Source organism: Spirosoma horti (genome assembly GCF_054776595.1).
Genome location: NZ_BAAHBQ010000004.1, coordinates 479,060 through 500,213 on the forward strand (window position 1 = coordinate 479,060; position 21,154 = coordinate 500,213).

General features: G+C 49.5%; 20 protein-coding genes. 5 read left to right on the top strand and 15 right to left on the bottom strand.

The window, feature by feature from the left end:
• Positions 1–128: 128 nt before the first annotated feature.
• Positions 129–1,193, bottom strand: coding sequence for a TerC/Alx family metal homeostasis membrane protein (locus tag ACYVAM_RS13640; protein ID WP_461067805.1), 1,065 nt, complete (start codon positions 1,191–1,193; stop codon positions 129–131).
• Between the two features lie 142 nt (positions 1,194–1,335).
• On the opposite strand from ACYVAM_RS13640, the gene ACYVAM_RS13645 reads away from it, so the two are divergent.
• Positions 1,336–2,079 (top strand): glycosyltransferase family 2 protein, encoded by a 744-nt coding sequence (locus ACYVAM_RS13645; RefSeq protein ID WP_461067807.1) that lies wholly within the window; start codon positions 1,336–1,338, stop codon positions 2,077–2,079.
• A gap of 91 nt (positions 2,080–2,170) precedes the next feature.
• Here the strand turns inward: ACYVAM_RS13645 and lpdA are convergent, their stop codons facing one another.
• On the bottom strand, positions 2,171–3,571 hold the full coding sequence (lpdA, locus tag ACYVAM_RS13650) for a dihydrolipoyl dehydrogenase (RefSeq protein ID WP_461067809.1): 1,401 nt from the start codon (positions 3,569–3,571) through the stop codon (positions 2,171–2,173).
• A 193-nt stretch (positions 3,572–3,764) separates the two neighbouring features.
• Here lpdA and prfB point away from each other — a divergent pair.
• Together prfB and ACYVAM_RS13660 are read left to right on the top strand one after the other, a co-directional pair.
• A protein-coding gene (prfB, locus tag ACYVAM_RS13655) for a peptide chain release factor 2 (protein ID WP_461067811.1) occupies positions 3,765–4,842 on the top strand; the annotation gives its coding sequence in 2 pieces (ribosomal slippage) (positions 3,765–3,824 and positions 3,826–4,842; 1,077 coding nt in all).
• 129 nt (positions 4,843–4,971) lie between these two features.
• Positions 4,972–5,697 (top strand): SGNH/GDSL hydrolase family protein, encoded by a 726-nt coding sequence (locus ACYVAM_RS13660; protein ID WP_461067813.1) that lies wholly within the window; start codon positions 4,972–4,974, stop codon positions 5,695–5,697.
• Between the two features lies 1 nt (position 5,698).
• On the opposite strand, the gene ACYVAM_RS13665 is transcribed toward ACYVAM_RS13660, so the two are convergent.
• The 12 genes from ACYVAM_RS13665 to ACYVAM_RS13720 all read right to left on the bottom strand — a co-directional run bounded on the left by ACYVAM_RS13665 (position 5,699) and on the right by ACYVAM_RS13720 (position 18,252).
• Complete coding sequence (locus ACYVAM_RS13665; protein ID WP_461067815.1) at positions 5,699–6,397, bottom strand: DUF2306 domain-containing protein; 699 nt, start codon at positions 6,395–6,397, stop codon at positions 5,699–5,701.
• Between the two features lie 136 nt (positions 6,398–6,533).
• Positions 6,534–7,421: a LytR/AlgR family response regulator transcription factor gene (locus ACYVAM_RS13670; RefSeq protein ID WP_461067817.1), complete on the bottom strand. Its 888-nt coding sequence runs from the start codon at positions 7,419–7,421 to the stop codon at positions 6,534–6,536.
• Between the two features lie 18 nt (positions 7,422–7,439).
• Positions 7,440–8,063, bottom strand: a complete 624-nt coding sequence (locus ACYVAM_RS13675; protein WP_461067819.1) for a rhomboid family intramembrane serine protease — start codon at positions 8,061–8,063, stop codon at positions 7,440–7,442.
• Between the two features lie 100 nt (positions 8,064–8,163).
• Entirely contained in the window at positions 8,164–9,135 is a 972-nt protein-coding gene (locus tag ACYVAM_RS13680) for a polyprenyl synthetase family protein (protein WP_461067821.1), read from the bottom strand.
• A 51-nt stretch (positions 9,136–9,186) separates the two neighbouring features.
• Positions 9,187–10,011 carry a hypothetical protein gene (locus tag ACYVAM_RS13685; RefSeq protein WP_461067823.1) on the bottom strand — a complete coding sequence of 275 codons (825 nt, stop codon included), beginning with the start codon at positions 10,009–10,011 and terminating at the stop codon, positions 9,187–9,189.
• Between the two features lie 69 nt (positions 10,012–10,080).
• Positions 10,081–10,515: a nucleoside deaminase gene (locus ACYVAM_RS13690; protein WP_461067825.1), complete on the bottom strand. Its 435-nt coding sequence runs from the start codon at positions 10,513–10,515 to the stop codon at positions 10,081–10,083.
• Positions 10,516–10,632: 117 nt separating this feature from the next.
• A complete protein-coding gene (locus tag ACYVAM_RS13695; RefSeq protein WP_461067827.1) occupies positions 10,633–11,313 on the bottom strand; it encodes an NUDIX hydrolase in 681 nt (226 codons plus the stop codon).
• Between the two features lie 96 nt (positions 11,314–11,409).
• The gene (locus tag ACYVAM_RS13700; protein WP_461067829.1) at positions 11,410–12,069 is read right to left on the bottom strand and encodes a hypothetical protein; all 660 of its coding nucleotides are present in this window, start codon (positions 12,067–12,069) and stop codon (positions 11,410–11,412) included.
• Positions 12,070–12,346: 277 nt separating this feature from the next.
• Positions 12,347–13,024: a hypothetical protein gene (locus tag ACYVAM_RS13705; RefSeq protein ID WP_461067831.1), complete on the bottom strand. Its 678-nt coding sequence runs from the start codon at positions 13,022–13,024 to the stop codon at positions 12,347–12,349.
• Between the two features lie 233 nt (positions 13,025–13,257).
• Entirely contained in the window at positions 13,258–15,465 is a 2,208-nt protein-coding gene (locus ACYVAM_RS13710; protein WP_461068323.1) for a S9 family peptidase, read from the bottom strand.
• A gap of 10 nt (positions 15,466–15,475) precedes the next feature.
• Positions 15,476–16,000, bottom strand: a complete 525-nt coding sequence (locus ACYVAM_RS13715; protein ID WP_461067833.1) for a DinB family protein — start codon at positions 15,998–16,000, stop codon at positions 15,476–15,478.
• A 95-nt stretch (positions 16,001–16,095) separates the two neighbouring features.
• Positions 16,096–18,252 carry a S46 family peptidase gene (locus tag ACYVAM_RS13720; protein ID WP_461067835.1) on the bottom strand — a complete coding sequence of 719 codons (2,157 nt, stop codon included), beginning with the start codon at positions 18,250–18,252 and terminating at the stop codon, positions 16,096–16,098.
• 181 nt (positions 18,253–18,433) lie between these two features.
• On the opposite strand from ACYVAM_RS13720, the gene ACYVAM_RS13725 reads away from it, so the two are divergent.
• Positions 18,434–18,625: a hypothetical protein gene (locus tag ACYVAM_RS13725; RefSeq protein WP_461067837.1), complete on the top strand. Its 192-nt coding sequence runs from the start codon at positions 18,434–18,436 to the stop codon at positions 18,623–18,625.
• A 144-nt stretch (positions 18,626–18,769) separates the two neighbouring features.
• Positions 18,770–19,603, top strand: coding sequence for a hypothetical protein (locus ACYVAM_RS13730; RefSeq protein ID WP_461067839.1), 834 nt, complete (start codon positions 18,770–18,772; stop codon positions 19,601–19,603).
• Positions 19,604–19,657: 54 nt separating this feature from the next.
• Here ACYVAM_RS13730 and ACYVAM_RS13735 read toward each other — a convergent pair whose 3' ends face one another.
• On the bottom strand, positions 19,658–20,998 hold the full coding sequence (locus tag ACYVAM_RS13735; RefSeq protein WP_461067841.1) for an NAD(P)/FAD-dependent oxidoreductase: 1,341 nt from the start codon (positions 20,996–20,998) through the stop codon (positions 19,658–19,660).
• Positions 20,999–21,154 lie beyond the last annotated feature (156 nt).

Sequence of the window (21,154 nt, forward strand, 5' to 3'; positions counted from 1 at the left end):
CGCCGAAAAGTGTGCGCATGAGCTATTGGCTATAATCACGAAGCCACGAACGGCCAGAATTAGAACGGGCGAGGGCCACCGAAATAAATTTTTCAGTGACCCTCGCCCGTTCTTCTTTTCGTATAGGCTTATTCGGCCGGTTCTTTCTTTTCGGGTATAAGCCAGGAGGCCAGCACGCTAACTGTCAGAATGCCAACGATGATGTACAACGAGTAAACGGGTTTGAATCCGTGGTCGGCCAGCCAATGTTCGGCCAGCATTTTGGCTCCAATGAATGTCAGCAAGACGGCCAAACCTACTTTCAGGAAGCGGAACTGGCTCATAATACTGGACAAAAAGAAGAACATCGAACGAAGTCCCATGATGGCGAAGACGTTCGAGAAAAACACGATGTAAGGGTCTTTGGTAATCGAGAAAATAGCCGGAATGGAATCAACGGCAAACACAAGATCCGTAAAGGCGATAACGATGACGATCAGAAACAGGGGCGTTACGAATAACTTACGGTCTGACTTCCGGCGGACGAAGAAATTATCAGTAACATTCCGATGGTATACGTTCAAATATTTACTGGCAAAACGCACCACGGGATGAGTAGCGGGCTCAATTTTTTCGTCCTCCTCCTTCTGGAAAAACAATTGAACCCCGGTGTATACCAGGAACGCGCCAAACAGATACATGATCCATTCGAAACGCTGAATGAGGGCTGACCCCAGGAAAATAAAAACAAATCGCAGGACAATAGCGCCGAGAATTCCCCAAACCAGAATTTTCTTATAATACCGCTGCCGAACCCCGAACGAATTGAATATCAGAATGAACACAAATATATTATCGGCTGACAGCGAGTATTCGACCAGGTAGCCGGTAATATATTCCAGAGACATGTTGGCCTGAAAACGAGCTAAACTAGCCGCAAAGTTGCCGGGAACGAGTGTAACGTGTTCGGCATATTTACTGCGAACTTCCTCAAGCCGGGCCATGTCGGTAATACCGTGCACCAGGTATCCAAAGCGTTGCAGGAAAAAATAAAAGGCAATGGACAATGCAACCCAGATTGCACTCCAGATGGCCGCTTCTTTAAACTGTACGACGTGGCTTTTTTGCTTGGAGAATATTCCCAGATCAAAGGCCATAATGATCAGGACAAACGCTGCGAACGCCAGAAAAAACAAAGTTTCGTTGGAAAGCATACAAAAATGGCAGATAGAAGAATAAGTATCTGTCGCCCGGAAAGATGAGAAAATGATACAAATCTACGCCCAATCCGTTGAAGCTGTGGGCTTCTTGCGGTAAATAATTGGCATATTCACACCAACCCATTAGTTTTGTCCTATGTTTAATGGCAAAAAAGTTATTGTAGTAATGCCCGCCTATCGGGCAGCGCTCACATTAGGGCGAACATATAAGGAAATTCCTTTTGATCTTGTAGATGATGTTATTCTGGTCGACGACGCCAGTCCCGACAATACGGTTGAGGTAGCCCGGCAATTAGGCATTCGTCATGTTATCCGTCATGACCGAAACAAAGGGTATGGCGGCAACCAAAAAACATGTTACGCGAAAGCCATGGAACTTGGCGCTGACATCGTTGTGATGCTCCACCCCGACTATCAGTACACGCCTTTGCTGTTACCTGCCATTATATCCATCATTGGTAATGGCCTGTATCCGGTAGTATTTGCCTCTCGTATCTTAGGCAAAGGTGCTTTGAAAGGGGGGATGCCTATGTACAAGTACATTGCTAACCGCTTTCTGACCTTCACCCAGAATCTGCTGATGAATCAGAAGCTTTCTGAATACCACACGGGTTATCGGGCTTTCTCCGGCGACGTCCTACGCAGCCTGGACTTTACGCACAATTCCGACGATTTCATTTTCGACAACGAAATGGTTGCCCAGATTTTCTTCAAAGGGTACGAAATCGGTGAAGTTACCTGCCCGACCAAGTACTTCGAAGAAGCATCGTCAATCAACTTCAAACGCAGCTCGATCTATGGACTGGGCGTTCTACGAACCTCTGCGCTTTATTTCCTGACGAAAATTGGACTGGCCAACTGGAAAGTGCTCAAAAAATAAATTTCTACGATTCCTATAAACAGTGCCGCCAGCCTCAAACGGATTCCGTTCGGGGCTGGCGGCACTGTTTATAATCGCTCAGGTCTAAGACCTACAGGTGAATGGCTTCACCATAGGCCGCTTCGGTAGCATCTTTGATAGCCTCCGACATGGTTGGGTGTGGGTGAACCGTTTTCAGAATCTCTTCACCCGTTGTTTCTAATTTACGGGCCGCTACAACCTCCGCAATCATCTCGGTTACGTTCGCACCAATGAAGTGAGCACCCAGGAACTCACCGTATTTGGCATCGAAAATAACTTTAACGAAGCCTTCGGGCGCACCAGCCGCTTTGGCCTTACCCGATGCCGAGAAGGGAAACTTACCCACTTTAAGTTCGTATCCAGCTTCGCGGGCAGCTTTTTCGGTATACCCCACCGATGCAATTTCGGGTGTGCAATAGGTACAGCCCGGAATGTTGTTATAATTCAGAGGTTCAACATGAGGCAGTCCGGCAATTTTTTCGATACAGATGATCGCTTCGGCCGAAGCTACGTGTGCCAATGCCTGTCCTTTCGTTACGTCGCCAATGGCGTAATAGCCTTCGACATTGGTCCGGTAATAATCGTCGGTCACGATTTTACCCCGATCAACGGTTATGCCCAATTCTTCAAGACCAATATTTTCAATATTAGCGACAATTCCGGCTGCAGACAAGACAACGTCCACATCGAAGGTTTTCTCGCCGTCTGGTGTCTTTACAAACACTTTACAGCCATTACCACTGGTATCGACCTTCGTTACTTCCGACTTCGTGAAGATATCGATACCCAGTTTCTTATATTGCTTGGCCAGTTCTTTGGAGATGTCTTCATCTTCAATTGGAACTACGGTTGGCAGAAACTCGACGATGGTTACTTTCGTACCCATGCTGGCGTACACATAGGCAAACTCGACGCCGATGGCACCCGAGCCAATCACCAGAAGGCTATCGGGCCGTTTTTCAAGGGACATAGCCTTGCGATACTCAATTACCTTGTTCCCATCGATGGGAACACTCGGTAATTGGCGGGCACGGCTTCCTGTGGCAATGACAATGTGTTTAGCTTCATATTCGGTCACGTTGCCATCGGCAGCAGTCACCGCTACTTTTTTGCCGGGTATCACTTTACCGACGCCATTGATGACGTCGATTTTGTTCTTTTTCATCAGAAACTGAACACCCTTGCTCATGCTGTCGGCAACACCCCGGCTCCGTTTGATAACGGCGCCAAAATCGGCCTTCGATTCGCCCGAAACGGTAATACCATAATCGGCAGAGTGCTTTATATAGTCAAAAACCTGCGCCGATTTCAGCAGGGCTTTGGTTGGGATACAGCCCCAGTTCAAACAGATACCGCCCAGGCTTTCGCGCTCGATAACGGCCGTTTTCATACCCAACTGCGACGCCCGGATGGCAGCTACATAGCCGCCTGGTCCGCTACCCACAACGATTACATCGTACTGTGAAGCCATTAGTTAATGAATGAATTTGTAGAATGAATAAAATAAACTCTTCTCAAGAGGAGAACGCAAAGGTAGGCCGAAAAGTTGATACCCGAAGTAAACCCTTACCCCGCCTTGTTTTGTTCTATCTTTGCAGTCCCTGAAGGTCTTCCGGTAAGACTTTTAGGCTATCCTTATTTCAATTAACCAGTACGACAAGTTCATGACAACCGACCAGTTGACCGACTTGAGAGCCAGAGTAGAGGCCCTGAGGGGGTATCTTTGACTACGATAATAAGAAAGAACAATTAGCTGAGCTGGAACAGCAAACCTTCCAGCCCGAATTCTGGAACGACGCGGCCCGTGCCGAAGGCGTAATGAAGCAGGTCCGAACGCTGAAAGGCTGGACAACGAGTTATGAGAAACTGAACAGCCAGTTCGGCGATCTCGAAACGCTTTTCGAATTCTACGAAGCAGGCGACGTACCCGAAGAAGAGGTCGATCAGGAAGCCCGGAACGTGACCACGACGCTTGAAGATCTGGAACTCAAAAAAATGCTCGGCAACGAGGAAGATCAGCTCAGCGCGGTTCTCGAAATCAATGCCGGAGCGGGTGGCACCGAAAGTCAGGACTGGGCCGATATGCTCTATCGCATGTACATGCGCTGGGCCGAAAAACACGGCTATGGCCTCAAACAGGTCGATTACCAGGATGGCGATACGGCAGGTATCAAATCAGCCACGATTGAAGTGGATGGTCCGTTGGCCTACGGGTTTTTAAAGTCCGAGAACGGGGTACACCGGTTGGTGCGCATCTCCCCATTCGATTCCAACGCCCGTCGACACACATCCTTTGCGTCCGTGTATGCCTATCCACTGGTCGATGATACCATCGAGATTGAAGTGAATCCGGCTGATATTGATTGGGATACGTTCCGGTCGGGCGGTGCGGGTGGCCAGAATGTAAACAAGGTTGAAACGGCAGTTCGGTTGAAACACAAGCCATCGGGCCTGATCATTGAGTGCCAGCAGGAGCGCAGCCAGTTGCAAAACAAGGAAGTTGCCATTCGACTCCTGAAATCGAAACTCTACGAAATTGAGGTTCAGAAACGGAATGCAGCCCGCGCTGAAGTAGAGGCCAGCAAGCAGAAAATTGAGTGGGGCTCCCAGATTCGCTCCTACGTTCTCGATGATCGACGGGTGAAAGACCACCGAACGGGTTATCAAACCTCGAATACGGAAGCGGTATTAGACGGCGACATCGACCCATTCATTAAGGCATTTTTGCTGGAGCAAGAATAATTCTGAATAGCTCCAGCGCCCCGGCAGGATTTTGTGATTTTTTGGCCGACCATGACTCGGTAAAATCTGATCTTACATTACCCACGTTTATTTCCTTATCAATAAACGCCCATTGGGTTGGCAAAAATCATGATACTCATAAAAATCGCAGAAACCTGCCGGGTCGCCGTCGCGATTCTGACTTTCTCACTGGCCTGCACGTCGCGCCCAACCCAGCCGGACATGATCATAAACCCAGACGCAGCTAAATCCGAATATACCTTTTTGTCGCTCGGCGATTCATACACAATTGGCGAACGGGTTTCTGAAGGCGACCGCTGGAGTGTTCAGTTGGCCGGATTGCTGCGAAAAGACAACGTAGATGTCGGTAACCCCGATATTATTGCCCGCACCGGCTGGACAACCGCCGAACTACAGGAGGCCATCAAGGCCAGTGGTAATCAGAAAACTTATAACCTGGTCTCGCTGCTCATCGGCGTCAATAACCAGTATCGGGGGCAGCGTCAGGATCAGTACCGGACAGAGTTTCGGGAGCTGCTTCAAACGGCCACTAAATTTGCGGACGGAAAAACCAACCGTGTTTTTGTGTTGTCTATTCCCGATTGGGGCGTTTCGCCTTTTGCGGCCGGTGGCGATAAAGCCAGGGTCTCCCGCGAGATTGATCAGTTCAATACCATCGCCCAGGAGGAATGCCAGAAAGCGGGCATTGCCTATGTCGATATTACGCCCCTTAGCCGGTCGGCGGCTGGTGATAACAGCCAGTTCGCTTCGGATGGCCTGCATTATTCGGGCAAGCAGATGAAGCACTGGGCTGAAAAAGCGCTACCCGTCGCAAAGGAGTTATTGACGAAGTAGCCTAGGCAAGAGTTGGTGCCTTCGGGCCGCTGTACTTCTGTTTATAGTACCGCGCTGTCCGGCTGATAATCAGACCACCAATAACGCTGGGTGCAATCCAGCCAATAGTCGCTGCCCAATCGGGTGCATTGGCGGGTATCATCCGGTCCATATTCGTTACCAGAGCAGCCGTGAACGTTGCAATGTACGAACCGCCCATGCGGGTAAAGTGCTGGAAGAACCAGTGCATTTTTTCGGTAGGGCGCACCATCTGCCGAACATCTTTCACGGCAAAAACGCCCGTTAGCACACCGAAGAATGAGAAGACGATGGGGAAGAATGCCCCTCCATTTACCAGCATAAGGTAAATTCCGAAGCTAATCATGAGTCCGCTAACGACCAGAGTCAGGTAAGTGAGTAGTTTATCAAACTGAGTAGGGCCCGTCTTTTTCTGTTTCGTAGCCCGCCAGCCAGTCATGCAGAGGTAGAAACTGAAGATGGCAATGCCAGTCAAAAATACCCGCATCATTCTGAATGGCTGTAGCCCACATAACAATAAAGCCGTGACCGCTACGGTAATCATGCAGTAGACATAAATCAATCCGGCGCGGTTATGCAACAGGCTACCCTTTTTGGAGAACATGGGGATCAGGCCCACCAGCAAGGCGATGCAGCCGGTAGCAATATGAGTAATAAGCAGGGAAATGATGAGCGTTTTCATGGCCGTTGCCGGGTTTGTTTTTCGTTGAGACAAACGTACGGCAAGCAGATAGCCCACAGCAAATAAAAGGGCCAGATAGCACGGTTTGGGGCGTTTGGCAAACAAAACCGGGCATTGGGACGAATGGTGGGCTGTTTTACAAAGCTTTTAGCTCCGCAATAATCGTCTCGTTGTATTGGCGGGCTACGGGCACTACAAACTCTCCGGCACCTAAATGAAGTTTATACCCCTGTGCATTACCCGTTACGCGCTCAACCCGATCCAGATTGACAACATACGAACGATGGCAACGGACGATGTGCGGGTGGCCTATCTGTTTTTCCAGCCGACTTAGGCTACTCCGTAAAAGTGGTTTCGCAACCTGTGCATTCTTCAAATGAACAATCGTACAGTAATTATCACTAGACTCGATGTAGAGCAGATCATCAGCCAAGGCGGTTACGGTATCTTTTTCATTATCGGCAAGGAGCGTAACCGTTTGGATAGGCAATGGTGTAGCGGACACTCCAGAGGAAGGTAGGCTATCGGTCCCTTGTACATGAATGGGTATGGCAGCGGCTGCATTACTGTATTTTTTGAGCTCGGTGATGTAACCAAGCAAAACCAACCCAACAACCGGAAAAAAGCTTATCAGAAAGGTAACGAGAATCATGCCGCCCCAACTGATCGAACCTACATCTTCCGAATCTAAAAGCCAGGCCAGATACAATCGATTTGCCAACGCGATCAGCAGAATATTGGCCATCACGAGGATTATCTGGCGGGCTACTGTCCAGTGTTTCTCATCAAAAAACCGGGGAGCTACGCTCGGCAGGATGACAAAATTGATCGCTGTTATAACAAACGTAACCAGACCGAAGCCCAGCACTTTGATTACCTTGCTCTCCGTTTCCCAACTATTCAGGCCGAATGGCTGAAAGACCAACAAAAACAGACCGACAAACAAACCGATCAGAGCCGATTTGCGAAGTTGCCGGACCGACGAGTCATCTAAAGGAAGGGGTTGATTGAGAAGCCGGAACATGGTCGTTACATACCAGAATTAGAATGGTCGCCACCCGGCAATCTGCTCAATAAAGCTGGGAATGACGGCGGGGTAAATCACAATCATAAACAATACACCGAACAAGGCACCATAAAAGTGAGCATCGTGATTGATGTGGCTTCCTCCGCGCCGGGATTCATAGTAGGAATAAGCCAGGTATAAAGCGCCAAAGATGAACCCAGGAATGCCAATCGGAATAAAGTAAAGATAAATAGGCGTCAGGGGCCGAAAAAGAATAGCGGCAAAAATAATAGCCGACACACCCCCCGACGCGCCCAATGAGTTGTAACCGGGATCGTTCCGGTGTTTAAGGAAGCTTGGAATGTCGGAAACCAGAATTGCCACCAGATAAAAGCCAATTAGGAAAACTGGCGCATTGCCGTTGAACAGCATGCCAAACACCTGTTCGATAAAGCCGCCAAAGAAATACAGGCTAAGCATATTGAAAAACAAGTGCCCCCAGTCAGCATGCAGGAACCCCGATGTGATCAGCCGGTAATATTGCCCACGGCTTGCCACCTGGTATGGATTCATAATCCACCTATCCATCAGGCCGTAGTTGTTCCAGGCGGCCACACTAACAATAACCGTAACAACAATGATAATCAGGGTAATACTCATGAGTTGATGTATGATGTAGTGTATATGATGTATGATGCGGTATGTATGCTATAAAATTGAAAGCCGAATAGCCTACATACCACATCATACATCTCTCTTACTAGCTTTCCCGCTCAACGAGTTGACGGGCAAATTGAATCAATAAGGTTTTGCGGTTAGGATCGGCGTCAACCTGGTCGAAGTTAGCAAATCCAAGGGCGAAGTATTCATTGATCCGGGATTCGGTAAGCTCCCGGATGCCTAACTGGTCATAAATGGCCGTAACGGCTTGCACTTTTTCAGATTTACTGAACTCGGTCCGGGTCAGCCAGCCGATCAGCTCGTCGCGAATGGCCCCTTTTGCCTGCGCCAGCGCTTCGATCAGCAGAAACGTTTTCTTGTTGGCAATGATATCTCCGCCAACCTGTTTACCAAATTTGGCCGGATCGCCATAGACATCCAGTAAATCATCTTTCAACTGAAACCCGATGCCAATGTTCACCCCACCATTGTATAGATGCCGTGTCGTTTCGTCATCGGCACCCCCAATCAAGCCACCCAGTTCAAGCGCATAGCCGAGCAAAACCGATGTTTTCAGGCGAATCATCTCAATATATTCCGCTTCGGAAACATCCCATCGAGTCTCGAAATTCATATCCAGCTGCTGGCCTTCGCAAACTTCAGCCGCCGTACGGCTGAAACGGGCCAGGGCAGGCGCCAATTTAGTAGCCTCCACATTTAACAGCAGTTGATAGGCATTAACGAGCATAACATCGCCCGATAGAATGGCCACATTGCCGTTCCATTTTTCATGCACCGTCAGTTGGCCCCGGCGCAAAGGAGCCTGGTCCATAATGTCATCGTGCATGAGCGTAAAGTTGTGAAACACCTCTACGCCCAGGGCAGGCCGGATGGCCTTTTGCCAGTCGTCGGTAAATAAGTAAGCACCCATCAACGTGAGTAGTGGACGCATCCGCTTACCCCCTAAACTCATAATGTACTTGATCGGATCATAGAGTTCGGGCGGATTCTGACCGTATTGAATAGATTGAAGTTCACGTTGAAGGGCATCAATAAAAATAGCTGGACTCATTCGGCAAGGCGAGGGTTTTACGCCAAAAATACAGCAAAAGCCCCCAAAAGCCTAACGATGAAACATCCGTCGGTAATTCCGTTGCGAGGGTGTTATGAGAACATAAATAAGCCGCGCCGACACAATCAAATACCCATCGCGCCGATTACTGTTGCCTCGTTGCGCACCGGGTCGGTTAAGTGGTTGCCCCAATTCGGGCCGCCGGTCCGACAGGGCAACCTCCAGAGCGGTCCTATTTCTTTGATCAGGATATACGGTACTTACATCATCCAGATAGTCGCTCAGTACATGCGTGTAAGTAGCTTCCAGATTCCATTTGAATCGCTCGCCGGTGGCAATCGGAAAGCCCAGGCCATAGCGTATAATGATAGGCCAGCGGTTGTAGGCGATCGCTTCGGTATGTAGAGGAGCCAAACTAACGGCTCGACCGCCATAGTTCGCTTTGGGGGTTATGTGGGTCAGACCCACACCCGCCAGCGCATAGGGAATAATGACATGATTACGGTCATCTTCGGGCCAGAAATCCCATTGTACACCCGCCCAGACGTCGGGATTTACGCTAAAAAAGGACAGGTTATTATAGGCGAGGTGCGTGTTTTTCTGGCTTCCCCGAATGTAATAAACCTGCCCCTCTGCCCGAAGTGTCAGATGCGGGGAATACCGGTAAGCAACGGCTGCACTTGCGGCCACACCCAGCCGTAAGTGGCCAAAATTACCCGCTTCGGTCAAATCGCCTAAATAGTAGGTAGCGCCTAACCCAACGTTCATGAGCCAGGTGCCCGGCTTCTCCCGCCAGATTACCGAACGCTGCGCCAGACAATCAGAAAAACAGCCAACACAGGTGGCCAGAAAGAAAAAACGCCACAAAAGCCTCACAGAATCAATTGATTAAGGATAGTCTATGTGACGTTCTTAGCAAACAAAGGTAACTAATCGATCTTCCTTCTATAACTCACCGATATCCTCATGCCAAAGGGTCGGCTTCTCGGCAATGAACTGGTTCATCATATCGACGCATTCGGGCAGGTCGAGGTCAATTACTTCCACGCCATGCTGCTCCATAAATTCTCGTGCGCCCGGAAACGTCCGTGACTCTCCAACAATTACTTTGGGAATCTTGAACTGTACAATTGTCCCGGCGCACATGTAGCAGGGCATCAGCGTTGAGTAGATAACGGTATTTTTAAAGGAGCCGACGCGCCCGGCATTGTTCAGGCAATCCATTTCGCCATGCAGAATGGGATTGTTTTCCTGCACACGCTTATTGTGCCCCGATGCGACTAACTCACCGTTTTTAATAAGCGCAGACCCAATGGGAATACCGCCTTCGCTCAAACTTTTTCGGGCCTGATTGATGGCCTCCTGCATAAATTCATCCATACTGGTTGGGTTTGTGTATAGGTTAGTTGGTTTGAGGTATACGGTTTACGGTGGACTCCCTCATGCTGACGCCTGTGCACCGTTCTGATCGGTATAGCGAATACCCAAAACCGTAAATCACAACAATTTCATTGTTTCGTAATCACCAACGTGCTGTAAATACAGGAAATGAAGCAAGAGCCCATTGACGTTCGTAATTAGCTTATGAGCTTCGGGCAATGTAGCCACTACGCTGACAATACGCTCATGTTCAGACTGATTCCCCATATTTTTAAGGTGAAAGTCCATGATTTTATCACGGGTCATTTCTTTTTCGAGGTAGAAGAAATGCATCCCCTCGTCGCTGGTGCCGGTGCTGGGATGCCATACCCGGGAATTTAGCCTGGTTAGTTCAGCGGCCGTAACAGTCAGGCCAATTTCCTCTTCCAACTCGCGGGCAGCTACCTCGTCGGGGGCGTCGCTGGCATCGACCATCCCGGCCGGATGTTCGTAGGTTTGCGAGCCATCGGCAATGCGTCGTTGCTTCACCAGCACCACAAATTTTTCCCGTGTCTCTTTCTCTATCAAGCACACCAGCATACAGACCGCATGGCCTTTCAAGAAGAGCGCGGGGGGTATTTTATCACCTTCGGGCGTGTCGGCGTCCACTTCTAGCATGGCAAACAGCACCTCGCCATTGTGCCGACGACGGATATAAAAATCGTTTACCGCATTAATTTTTAGTCCATTGGCTTCAGCCTGACTTTTCCAGTACCGAAACTTGGGCGCTTCTTCAAGTAGTTCTTTGTGGTTGCTCATATAAATCAAGTATACAAAAAATACGTCTTCAACCTGACAAATGGGGTCAAGTTAAAGACGTAACGAGGCACTTACCGGGATAGTTACGTGCTTCCTCTAATTCATTTTCAGCTTAAAACTACCGTTTGTGATAACAATCTGATCTTGCTTATCCTGTTTCTTGTAGCCATTCCCTTCAGGATCAATAGAAGAATCATAACCGGAGGTTTTTGTAATAGCCTTGTCTTCCATCTTACTGACCAGGCGGCCCATACCACCAAAAACGGTTGCGGTTGCTTTCTCTTTCCAATAATTTCCCACTAATGTGGTACTGAATGTGGCCTCCAGGAAACCATCTGCCCCTATTTTAACCTCAATTGTTTCGTCGGCGTTTTGCGATTTACCCGTATGGTACTCCATGCGGGGTTCCCGGGTTTCTTCCACGTATTTTATGGCCGCCAGCCCTTTATACTTGGTCAGATCTTCCACCTTTTTCCGATTCTCCTTGGTGTCGGGTTTGTCGGCATCCACAACCAGATACGTACCGGTTTCAAGAATATCGCCTTTGTTGTAAGCACTCAGCCATATTCTCAGCGACTTATCGGGCTTGATGGTATTGGCGGTTATCCACCAGAAATTACCGATTCTGATCCGGCGTGGCTGTGCCAGAAATTCCTTTCCATCCACCTGAGCCTTCAGCGTGTTACTGTTGGCGATTTGCCCAAAGGTCGTGGTAGCAACGAAAAGTAGAGCGAGTAGAATGTGCTGTTTATTCATGAGATTGAGTTGACCTGTTTTTGACTACGAACAAATTAACCCAATCCACTAATTGGCAAAGCGTTTCTTTTAGTTTGCGGCAGATTTTCAGATAAACGTACCTGTATAGACCTTACTTGGGTTGCCACTACCCATCGGGGACAGCCATTAACTAGTACGATAAGGCATTGATAGACAAGTAGAAACTCCCATTTACTTGGCCAGTTCTTGACATAGTTTCATGAATACCCTTTCACTTGTAACGTTTCGATACACCTCGAAATCAGAGATTGAGTTACTATTTGGCGTAGTGGTCGATGTAAATTTTACTGACTTTACTCCTCTGAAAATGGACTTGAATCTGATCCATCTGGTTTTGGCCGGTCGAGTACCCAAAGTACCATTGTGGCGATAGACTCATGACCTCATCATACTTGGTGGACAGGTTTTTGGTCAGTAAGGAGATGTATTCAAACTTGTTAGTATAACGGTCTATATTACGCACATTAATTAGTTTATCGTACAAGTCTGAGACAGCATCACCCACCCGCACCGATGAGCTAGCTTTTTGCTTTTCAGGCCATTGACTAAGCTGTTGGCCACTGTTTAGAAAGATACTTTTAACGGTTTGGCCCTCGATGGTAATCTGTACACCGGTGTCAGTACCTGGCCTTTGATCAAGTAGAATGTACTGATAAAGGGGTAATTGCTCTTTCAAGGGAGACAGATCGGCAAATACGTTGCTAACTATGTTCAGATAGGCAACACCCTTGGTTGTGCGAAGGGCTTGAATTTTGGGATAAGCAGTGAATGCATCTTCACCAATTGTTATGTCCAGATAAGCCCCCGTCTTGACACTATCTCGAACGATCCGGTACGGTTCAGGCTCAGGCCCCACCGTTGTAGGTTCAATTGATACCTTGGGTTGGCAGCTCCAAATGAGTAATAAGGCCAGCAACGATCCAATATATTTCATAGTCATATGGTTTTTTACTGAACTGACCTAAACTAAGATGATATGGTTGGAACTTCGCTGTTATGTAAATGCAATTATGTTCAGCTAAGCTATAAAATAGTGTCTGAGACGCGTTCAAATAAAAGGTTAAACCGTTGATAGACAAGCTAAAAAGCTTTTTAAGGCTGATTTACACCTCTCCGGTTAACCCAGTCCGGGTTAGTTGACACCTGGGTCAACCGGAGAGGTGCGCTCTACTTCTGGGTGATCGCCTGAGCATCAGGCCCCACATACCGTTCGAAGAATTCATAAATACGCAGGATGCGGTCGATCCGCTGCCGAACGTTGCCCGTACGGCTTAGTTCGTGAGTAGCACCGGGCATCCGCACATATTCCACTGGACGACCCAGAATTTTAAGGCTTTTGTACATCATTTCGCTTTGGATCGGGCCTGTCCGAAGGTCATTTTCGCCGTGCTTGATCAACAGTGGCGTTTTGATATTCTGAACAAAGGTATAGGGCGAATTCGCATCAAGTACTTTAGCATCAGCCGCCCAGGGATAGGCAAAGTAGTTCGGGATAAGCCGCCACGCATTGCCCTCGCCCAGAAACGTAGTCAGGTCATAAACGCCCCGCTGCGCAAAAGCAGCCTTGAATCGGTTGTCGTGCCCAACAATCCAGGCCGTAAGGTAACCGGCGTAGGAGCCGCCCGTAATCACCTGCCGACTGGTATCTACCCAGTTCTCTTTAGCCGCGTCGGTCACAGCCGCCAGCACATCTTCGGCGGGGCCGGTGCCCCAGTCTTTGATATTTGCCCGCTGGAAATTAAGGCCGTATCCGCCTGATCCACGGGGATTGGCATATACGACGCCATAGCCCTGCGAACACATGTACTGAAATTCGTGCCACATAGACGGCTCGCCGGGTCCCCACATAGCCGTCGGGCCACCGTGCATGTTGAGCAGCAGCGGGTATTTTTTAGAAGCCTCGAAAAACGCAGGTTTCATGATCCAGTAATCGACCGTCTGACCCAGCGAGTTTTTATACGTGCGCTTCTCGGGCATGCTCAACTGACGCTGCGCTACCCAATCATTGTGGTTGCTTAATTTAGTCTGATTTTTAGCCGACGCGTCCGTCAGGTATAATTCCGACGGATTGGCGACTTCCGTTCTGGCCAGCACCACCCGATTGCCGTTGACATCGAAGCTGGTGACGCCCTGCGTAAAGTCCGTTAGCTGGGTGACCTGCCGTGTGGCCGGATCGAGCCGATAGAGGGGCGACCCGCCATTGGCCGGGGCTGTAAAGTAAACCGCGTAGCCTGCTGTTCCTTTTTTACCTTTTGCCGACGTAGCAGCCGTTGTCCAGCTTAACCCACTTGCCGCCCGGTCGAAGGTCACGAGTTCGACACCCGATATACGGGTACCTGCCAGCGTTGCCAACCCGATTTGAGCGAAGTTGACTCCTTCTGACGGACTCACCAGAAACGCCAGTTGCTTGCCATCGGGGGAAATTTCGGGAGATCGGTAACTCTTGCCCGCTTCGGCCAGGATAACGTTCCGCGTACCCGATCCATCGGCGGGCACGTAAACAATCGCATTATCCTGTTCCCGATCCGGGTGTTTCAATGAATCCCGATCCGTAACGACCAGCAATCCCTGACCTGTTGGTAACCAGTTAGCGCCCTGATAGGACGAGAAGCCACGGGTGAGGGGGTTTGGCGTTGCGCCCTCCTTAACATCCACGACATACAAATGACTGAAGTTCAGGTCAGGTTCCGTCGTCGATTCCCCCTGAAAGTTGAGCCGATTGAATACTTTCGCTTTTTTGTCTTCGACATCTTTTTCCAGATAAGCCCGTATTTCGGCCAGCGATCCGTCGGGATTGGGCTTTATTTTTTTGTCGCTTTTAATGAAATTGTTGGTTGAAAAGCCCGGCTTTTCGAGCGACCAGGATGGTGTATTTTTACCGGGATTCACCAGGGAGTCCGTTAGCATCTGGGCCATTGTCAGGCCCGCCGTAAACGCAATACGCTTACCATCGGGCGACCAAAGTGGCGAGGAAGCGCCATATGTACCGTTTGTTAACTGCCAGGCTTCGCCCCCATCCAGCGACATGACAAAAATCTGCCCTTTTCCCTTTACTGATCGCACAAAAGCGATCCGCTGTCCATCAGGCGACCACACAGCCTGCCGGGCAGACTCGGCCCCGCGCGTCAACGCTTTGCTGTCGCCGGGCTTGAGGCCGGTTAAGTAAATGTGTGTTTTGTACTCGTACTCTTCTTTCTGGTCGGGATTGGGCTCTATGGTAGCGAGCGCATAGATGGCCCGCTGCCCATCGGGCGCTAGTTCGATACCGCCTACCTGTTTGATGCGGGTCAAATCCGTCGCCGTAACTTTTGTTTTTGTTTGGGCACAAACGGTCTGTGCCATCAGGGCAATCAGTACTAAAAATGTTGCTTTCATGAAGGGTTGATTAAGCGAGAAGAGGAAGATAGCGTTCATTGATAACATTAACGTGGTGAGTAGCATGGCCAACCAGCACAAACCCGAGGGCTAACACTGAAATTCGCTGATCCGAACAGGTACCGGTCCGTAACATCATTTCCTCATCGAAGCTACTGAACAAGGCAATATTCGATTTTCTGACAGCGGCATATTCGTCGTACAGATCCGGAATGGTACGCCGGGAGCCCATGGCCGTTTCGCCAAATTTTTCTTCGTCAAAACCAGGTAATGGCGTCTGGTCATTACGGGACAACCGCATAGCCCGATAACTCATAATCCGCTCGGTGTCAATGATGTGCTGTAAAATATCCTTCACCGTCCATTTGTCGGGAGCATACCGTAGGTCGCCGAGTTTTTCGAGCGTTTCGGCAGGGATAAGGTCTTCAAAGGACGCTCCTTGCATGAGGGCGTCAAGCAGCAGCCAGTCATTCCCGGCCAGGTTGATATACCGATCGAAGAATTTCGGTATCACCGGAATGTCAGATTTGGTCATAGTCAGGTTGTATAGAATCAAAAAACAAACTCCCCGAAAGTACTGAACTTTCGGGGAGTTTGTGCGGCCCATTAAGCTGATTCAACGATAATTGACTACTTTTTTGTCGTTTTGGGGGTAGCGGCTGGCGCAATAGCGGTTGCTCCGGTTAGCTCACTAACCAGCCGATCCGCTTTATAGATATAGCGCATGGCAGCAATGATACCGCCCGTATGGACGGAAATAGTCCGGTTGGCATCGGGCACAAAGATGAACTCGCCCGGTAAGCTTTCCATGTTGCCGTCGAAGGCAAGGCCAACGGCTTCGAGATTTTTGTTGATCATCGGGCTGCCGGAGTTGCCGCCAATGATGTCGTTCGTGGAGATGAAGCACATCGGCTGTTTCAACAACTCCATCGGCGGATTTTTCCAGCGGTCGGGCAAATTCCAGGGAGCCTTGTCGGCAAATGAGTAATTACGGTCGTATAACCCGGCAAAGGTGGTCAGTATCGGTGCCTTCGTGCCGTTGTAATTGTACGACTGTACCACGCCATCGTTGATGCGCAGGGAGAACGTTGCATCCGGCGGAACAGCCGTGCCATATACATCATACAGCATCCGGCCTAACTGTCCCCGTAGCACCTCCTGCTTTTGCGTAATCTGGCGAGCTTGTCGGCCAGCGGCTATATACCGGGGGAAGCCAATACGCGCCAGGGCCAGCATGGGATCTTTCGAGACGGCAGCCGCTCCGGGCCGCGTGGCTAGTTCACTCACAAAAGTGGGATCGGTCAGTTTGGTGTTTTTCACCAGGTAAGCCGCCGTTTCTTTGGGGGTTCGGGGCTTCCCGTCAGCGCCGGTGAGCGCGGCCTTTACATACGGGTCGTCGTTGCCCAGAGCCGTCTGCGCTTCGGCAAGATGGGCGGCTAGATAGGCTTCTTCCAACGCCCTGTTTTTAACAACCGGAGGTTCCATCAGAGACCGCGCGCGTTCGGCATCCTGCGGACGAGTAGCCAGCAATTCACTGTATTGGCTCACCACGTTGGCGAAAGTTAATAGCTCGCCCATTGTGCGCTCGCTGGGCGCGAGGTAGTTAGCATCGTTGAAAATGGACCGCAGTTGAGCCGTATTGGCAGCAATATCATCCCAGGTTTTTAGTTGATCGGCGGGCAGGTTTTTCGCTTTGGCAGCTGCTTTAAACTGCTCCTCAAAGACCGACTTACGGGCCATTAAACCCGCATCGCGCAACCCATCGAGTTGTCCGCCATAGGCTTTCAGGCTATTTTCGTAACTAAAAATTTCATTTAAAACGCTGTCGCTTTTTGCCGTTTCGTTATACGCCTGCAAAGCCGCCGAGCGGTTTTTTAACAGTTGAATGGTAGCTGGTGTTTGTAGATCCCGGTCAAACTCAAGTTCGGCAACGGTCTTCAGTCGTTCGGTATGGCCCGGATTACCGATCACAAAAACGGGTTCTCCATCACGAACACCGTTGGTGTTAAACTTGAAAAAGTGCGTTGTTTTAAGCGGTTTGCCACCATCATACACCCGGAAGAATGAACAGTCCAGCGCGTAGCGGGGGTAGGTGAAGTTGTCGTAATCGCCACCGAAGAAGCCAAGCTGTAACTCGGGCATGAACACCAACCGGACGTCGGTATACCGCTTAAATCCGTAAAGCGCGTAGCGACCGCCGTTGTAGAACGTGATGGTCTGTAGTTCCAGCCCTTTCCAGCCCTCTCTGGTGCCGTATTCCTGCTTTATGGCTGCAAAGGCCTGTTCGCGAGCCTGTAACTGGGCTTGTTCCGAGGCTGCGCTGGTCATGGCATCCTGAACGCGCTTGGTGATGTCATCGATCTTCACCAGTTGATCCACGAATAACCCATCGACCTTCCGCTCCTCAGCGGGTGTTTTGGCAAAAAAACCGGTAGCGTTCAGGTCTTCTCCTTTGCGGGTAACGCCCGTTCCCGATTCGCGGGCACAGTGGTGATTGGTCATAACCAGACCATTGGCCGACACGAACGAAGCCGAGCAGTAATCGGCAAACCGGAGCGAAGCCAGCCGTGCTTCATCGAACCACTTGTCATCGGCCGTGAACTTATAGGTTTTCTGAAAAAAGGCGGAGGGGGGGTTGTCGAAGGTCCACATCTTGCCCAGATCAAGTGGGCCGCCTTTACTGGAATCGACTCCGATCGTGGGCGTATTTTGGGCTAAAGCCGAGCCAGCCAGTAAGGCAACACCCAGAATGGCCAGTTGAGCAGAACGAAATTTCATAAGCTGCATTGGTTGAATCAGTACTTTGTACCAGAACGTGAATTTAGCCCAAACGTTTCGACTGTTCCAGGACGTATTTAAATGACTACGCTCCTGTTAAACTTTTAATGAAAGATTAACCGACCGATTTTAATCGATCAGTGGCTTGGCTTATCTAACGTATGAATTGTAAAAAAACTAATGCAACCTTATGAAAACGACAAAATTGCTTAGCTTCCTAGCGGCCCTGATGCTCATCATTTCGGTAACCAGTTGCGGCCCTACATACTATACGAACCGAAATGCACCCCATTATGGCCGCCGTCACTATGGCCCACCACCACGGCCCTATAATGGAAACCGGGGCTACGGCTACGGTAATTATGGCCGTCCGGGCTGGTAAAACAGGACCAAAAATCAGGAAAGCGCTTACTTAAATGTAGTAAGCGCTTTTTTTTTGATTACTTAATTATGGAACTCGTGGGCTTGTTTTACACTTCTTTCTCCGAGGCTACATACCTCTATACCACCATTCAAAACATACAGTATGAAACAGACACGTTTACTTGTGCCTTTGTTTTTCTATTGCTTGCTAAAATCGGTTTCCACATTTGCGCAGCAACCATTACCTACTACTACCTTAAAGCTAGGTAAACATCCAGGTAGCCTTTATTTCACCTGGGGATATAACCGGGATTGGTACACAAAGAGTACGATTCACTTCCGCAATACGACAACAGACAATTACGACTTCACCTTCATCAAGGCCAAAGCGCACGACCGTCCCGATTTACACGATTTCTACAAGCTTAACAACCTGACGGTTCCCCAGTACGACATGAATGTCGGCTATTTCTTTAACGATAAACACGATCTGGGTATCGAACTAAGCTGGGACCACCTCAAGTACATCGTTACGGACAATCAGGTTATTCATGTGCAGGGCCAGATCAGGGGGCATCAGATTGACAAGGACACATTGGTAACACCCGACTTTGTTCACCTGCAACATACCAATGGCAACAACTACCTGATGATCAATCTGGTAAAGCGCCAGAAACTTTGGCATTCAAAATATATTGACTTGAGCGGAATCGGTAAGGTAGGTGCCGGGCCGCTCATTTCATATACGATCTCTACGGTGTTGGGGAACAATGACGAAGGCTATTTTCACTACCACGGCGTGGTAGCCGCACTCAGTGCAGGACTCAAGCTCGACCTGTTCAAGTATTTCTTTTTACAGACTAATCTTCAGGGTGCCTGGGTCGATTACACAAACACCAAGCTCGGTGCCGATCACCAGGGGTTGGCCACGCACCACTTTTATTCACTCCAGTACATCTACGCTTTCGGATTTAACTACCCACTGAGTAAGCTATAACTAAGAGCCCGGATCACGCAGCTTCTGGCTGGTTGATCCGGGTTCCTGCTCTCCTTAGCTCATCTCATTCTGCGCTACGATTTCCTGACCGACCTTGTCATCCTTACGAACAAAGGGTCGGATGATAATTCGGGTTCCCCGTTCATAGGTGAAGAGCCGGTATACCCAGTTGCTAAAGACAACCAGCTTGCTACGGAATCCAACCAGGTACCAGATATGGACAAACAACCAGGCCATCCAGGCAATGAATCCGCCCAGGTGAATATTTCCGGGCAGATCGGCGACGGCCCGGCTACGACCTACAATAGCCAATGAACCTTTATCAAAGTACTTGAAGGGTTCGGTAGGTTCATTTTTAATCAACCGACGCAGGTTTTTGGCTAAATGCTGGCCCTGCTGAATAGCGGGCTGAGCAACGCCAGGATGGCCTTTTGGATAATCCTCCAGCTTCATGAAGGCAATATCACCAATGGCAAATACATTGGTTAGCCCCTGCACCCGGTTGATCGGGTCGACCAGAATCCGGCCACGCTCGGTCGACTCGGCCGGAATGCCGTCGATCATAGCGCCCGTTACACCAGCGCCCCAGACCAACGTCTGGGTTTTGATTTGTTCGCCCCCTTTAAAGGTAACGGTCTCCCCGTCATAGGATTCAACCAGCGTATTCAATTTTATGATAACGCCCAGATCCTCAAGATACCGTTTCGCTTTCTGGCCGGCCTCATCCGACATAGGTGGCAGGACTTTACCCAACCCTTCAACGATGTAGATACGCATCTGACTAAAATCCAGACCCGGATAATCGTTAGGCAGCACGTGCTTCCGCATTTCGGCCAGCGAGCCTGCCATCTCTACTCCCGTTGGGCCCGCACCGGCAATTACAAACGTGAGTAGACTCTCCCGTTCGGCCGGATCGGTCGTGACGCTGGCTTGCTCAAAACACTGCAGAAACTGACTTCTGACGTTCAATGCTTCCGGAATCGTTTTTAGCGGAAACGAATATTTCTTGATCTGCTCGTTGCCAAAAAAGTTGGATTTTGTGCCACTGGCAATAACCAGGTAGTCATAATGCAACTCACCGATTAAGGTCGTCACCGTTTTAGCCGCCGGGTCGATCTTACTGACCCGCACCATGCGGTAATGGAAATCATCGAACCCATCGAACATTTTACGAAAAGGTTCGGCAATGGCGTCGGGTTCCAGACCAGCCGTAGCGACCTGATACAGCAGCGGCCAGAACCCATTGTAATTTTGCTTATCGAACAGCACCACCTGCACATCGGTATTGCGCAGGCTTTTGGCTAAATTCATTCCCCCAAATCCACCACCAATGATGACAACGCGGGGTTTGGTCGTATTAGGTATATTGAGCGAGAGCTTGTCGAATTGAAGCATACGGGTAAGGCGTTTGACACACCGATCTTTTCCGACTATAGTACCTTACAATCAGTGGTTTTGTTTCAACTGCACCCCGGAAATTGAGCAATGGATAACCAACCACTTCGTTTCGTTATAGGATTCCTTTCTTAAGCGATGTTACTTGCTAAATTA

Excerpts from the sequence above, each read along its gene's own strand:
- ACYVAM_RS13675 (WP_461067819.1), bottom strand. The coding sequence starts at position 8,063 with ATGAGTATTACCCTGATTATCATTGTTGTTACGGTTATTGTTAGTGTG.
- lpdA (WP_461067809.1), bottom strand. The coding sequence starts at position 3,571 with ATGGCTTCACAGTACGATGTAATCGTTGTGGGTAGCGGACCAGGCGGC.
- ACYVAM_RS13715 (WP_461067833.1), bottom strand. The coding sequence starts at position 16,000 with ATGACCAAATCTGACATTCCGGTGATACCGAAATTCTTCGATCGGTAT.
- ACYVAM_RS13695 (WP_461067827.1), bottom strand. The coding sequence starts at position 11,313 with ATGAGCAACCACAAAGAACTACTTGAAGAAGCGCCCAAGTTTCGGTAC.
- ACYVAM_RS13705 (WP_461067831.1), bottom strand. The coding sequence starts at position 13,024 with ATGAAATATATTGGATCGTTGCTGGCCTTATTACTCATTTGGAGCTGC.
- ACYVAM_RS13700 (WP_461067829.1), bottom strand. The coding sequence starts at position 12,069 with ATGAATAAACAGCACATTCTACTCGCTCTACTTTTCGTTGCTACCACG.
- ACYVAM_RS13640 (WP_461067805.1), bottom strand. The coding sequence starts at position 1,193 with ATGCTTTCCAACGAAACTTTGTTTTTTCTGGCGTTCGCAGCGTTTGTC.
- ACYVAM_RS13665 (WP_461067815.1), bottom strand. The coding sequence starts at position 6,397 with ATGAAAACGCTCATCATTTCCCTGCTTATTACTCATATTGCTACCGGC.
- ACYVAM_RS13710 (WP_461068323.1), bottom strand. The coding sequence starts at position 15,465 with ATGAAAGCAACATTTTTAGTACTGATTGCCCTGATGGCACAGACCGTT.
- ACYVAM_RS13720 (WP_461067835.1), bottom strand. The coding sequence starts at position 18,252 with ATGCAGCTTATGAAATTTCGTTCTGCTCAACTGGCCATTCTGGGTGTT.
- ACYVAM_RS13735 (WP_461067841.1), bottom strand. The coding sequence starts at position 20,998 with ATGCTTCAATTCGACAAGCTCTCGCTCAATATACCTAATACGACCAAA.
- ACYVAM_RS13730 (WP_461067839.1), top strand. The coding sequence starts at position 18,770 with ATGAAACAGACACGTTTACTTGTGCCTTTGTTTTTCTATTGCTTGCTA.
- ACYVAM_RS13725 (WP_461067837.1), top strand. The coding sequence starts at position 18,434 with ATGAAAACGACAAAATTGCTTAGCTTCCTAGCGGCCCTGATGCTCATC.
- ACYVAM_RS13680 (WP_461067821.1), bottom strand. The coding sequence starts at position 9,135 with ATGAGTCCAGCTATTTTTATTGATGCCCTTCAACGTGAACTTCAATCT.
- ACYVAM_RS13670 (WP_461067817.1), bottom strand. The coding sequence starts at position 7,421 with ATGTTCCGGCTTCTCAATCAACCCCTTCCTTTAGATGACTCGTCGGTC.
- ACYVAM_RS13690 (WP_461067825.1), bottom strand. The coding sequence starts at position 10,515 with ATGGATGAATTTATGCAGGAGGCCATCAATCAGGCCCGAAAAAGTTTG.
- ACYVAM_RS13645 (WP_461067807.1), top strand. The coding sequence starts at position 1,336 with ATGTTTAATGGCAAAAAAGTTATTGTAGTAATGCCCGCCTATCGGGCA.
- ACYVAM_RS13660 (WP_461067813.1), top strand. The coding sequence starts at position 4,972 with ATGATACTCATAAAAATCGCAGAAACCTGCCGGGTCGCCGTCGCGATT.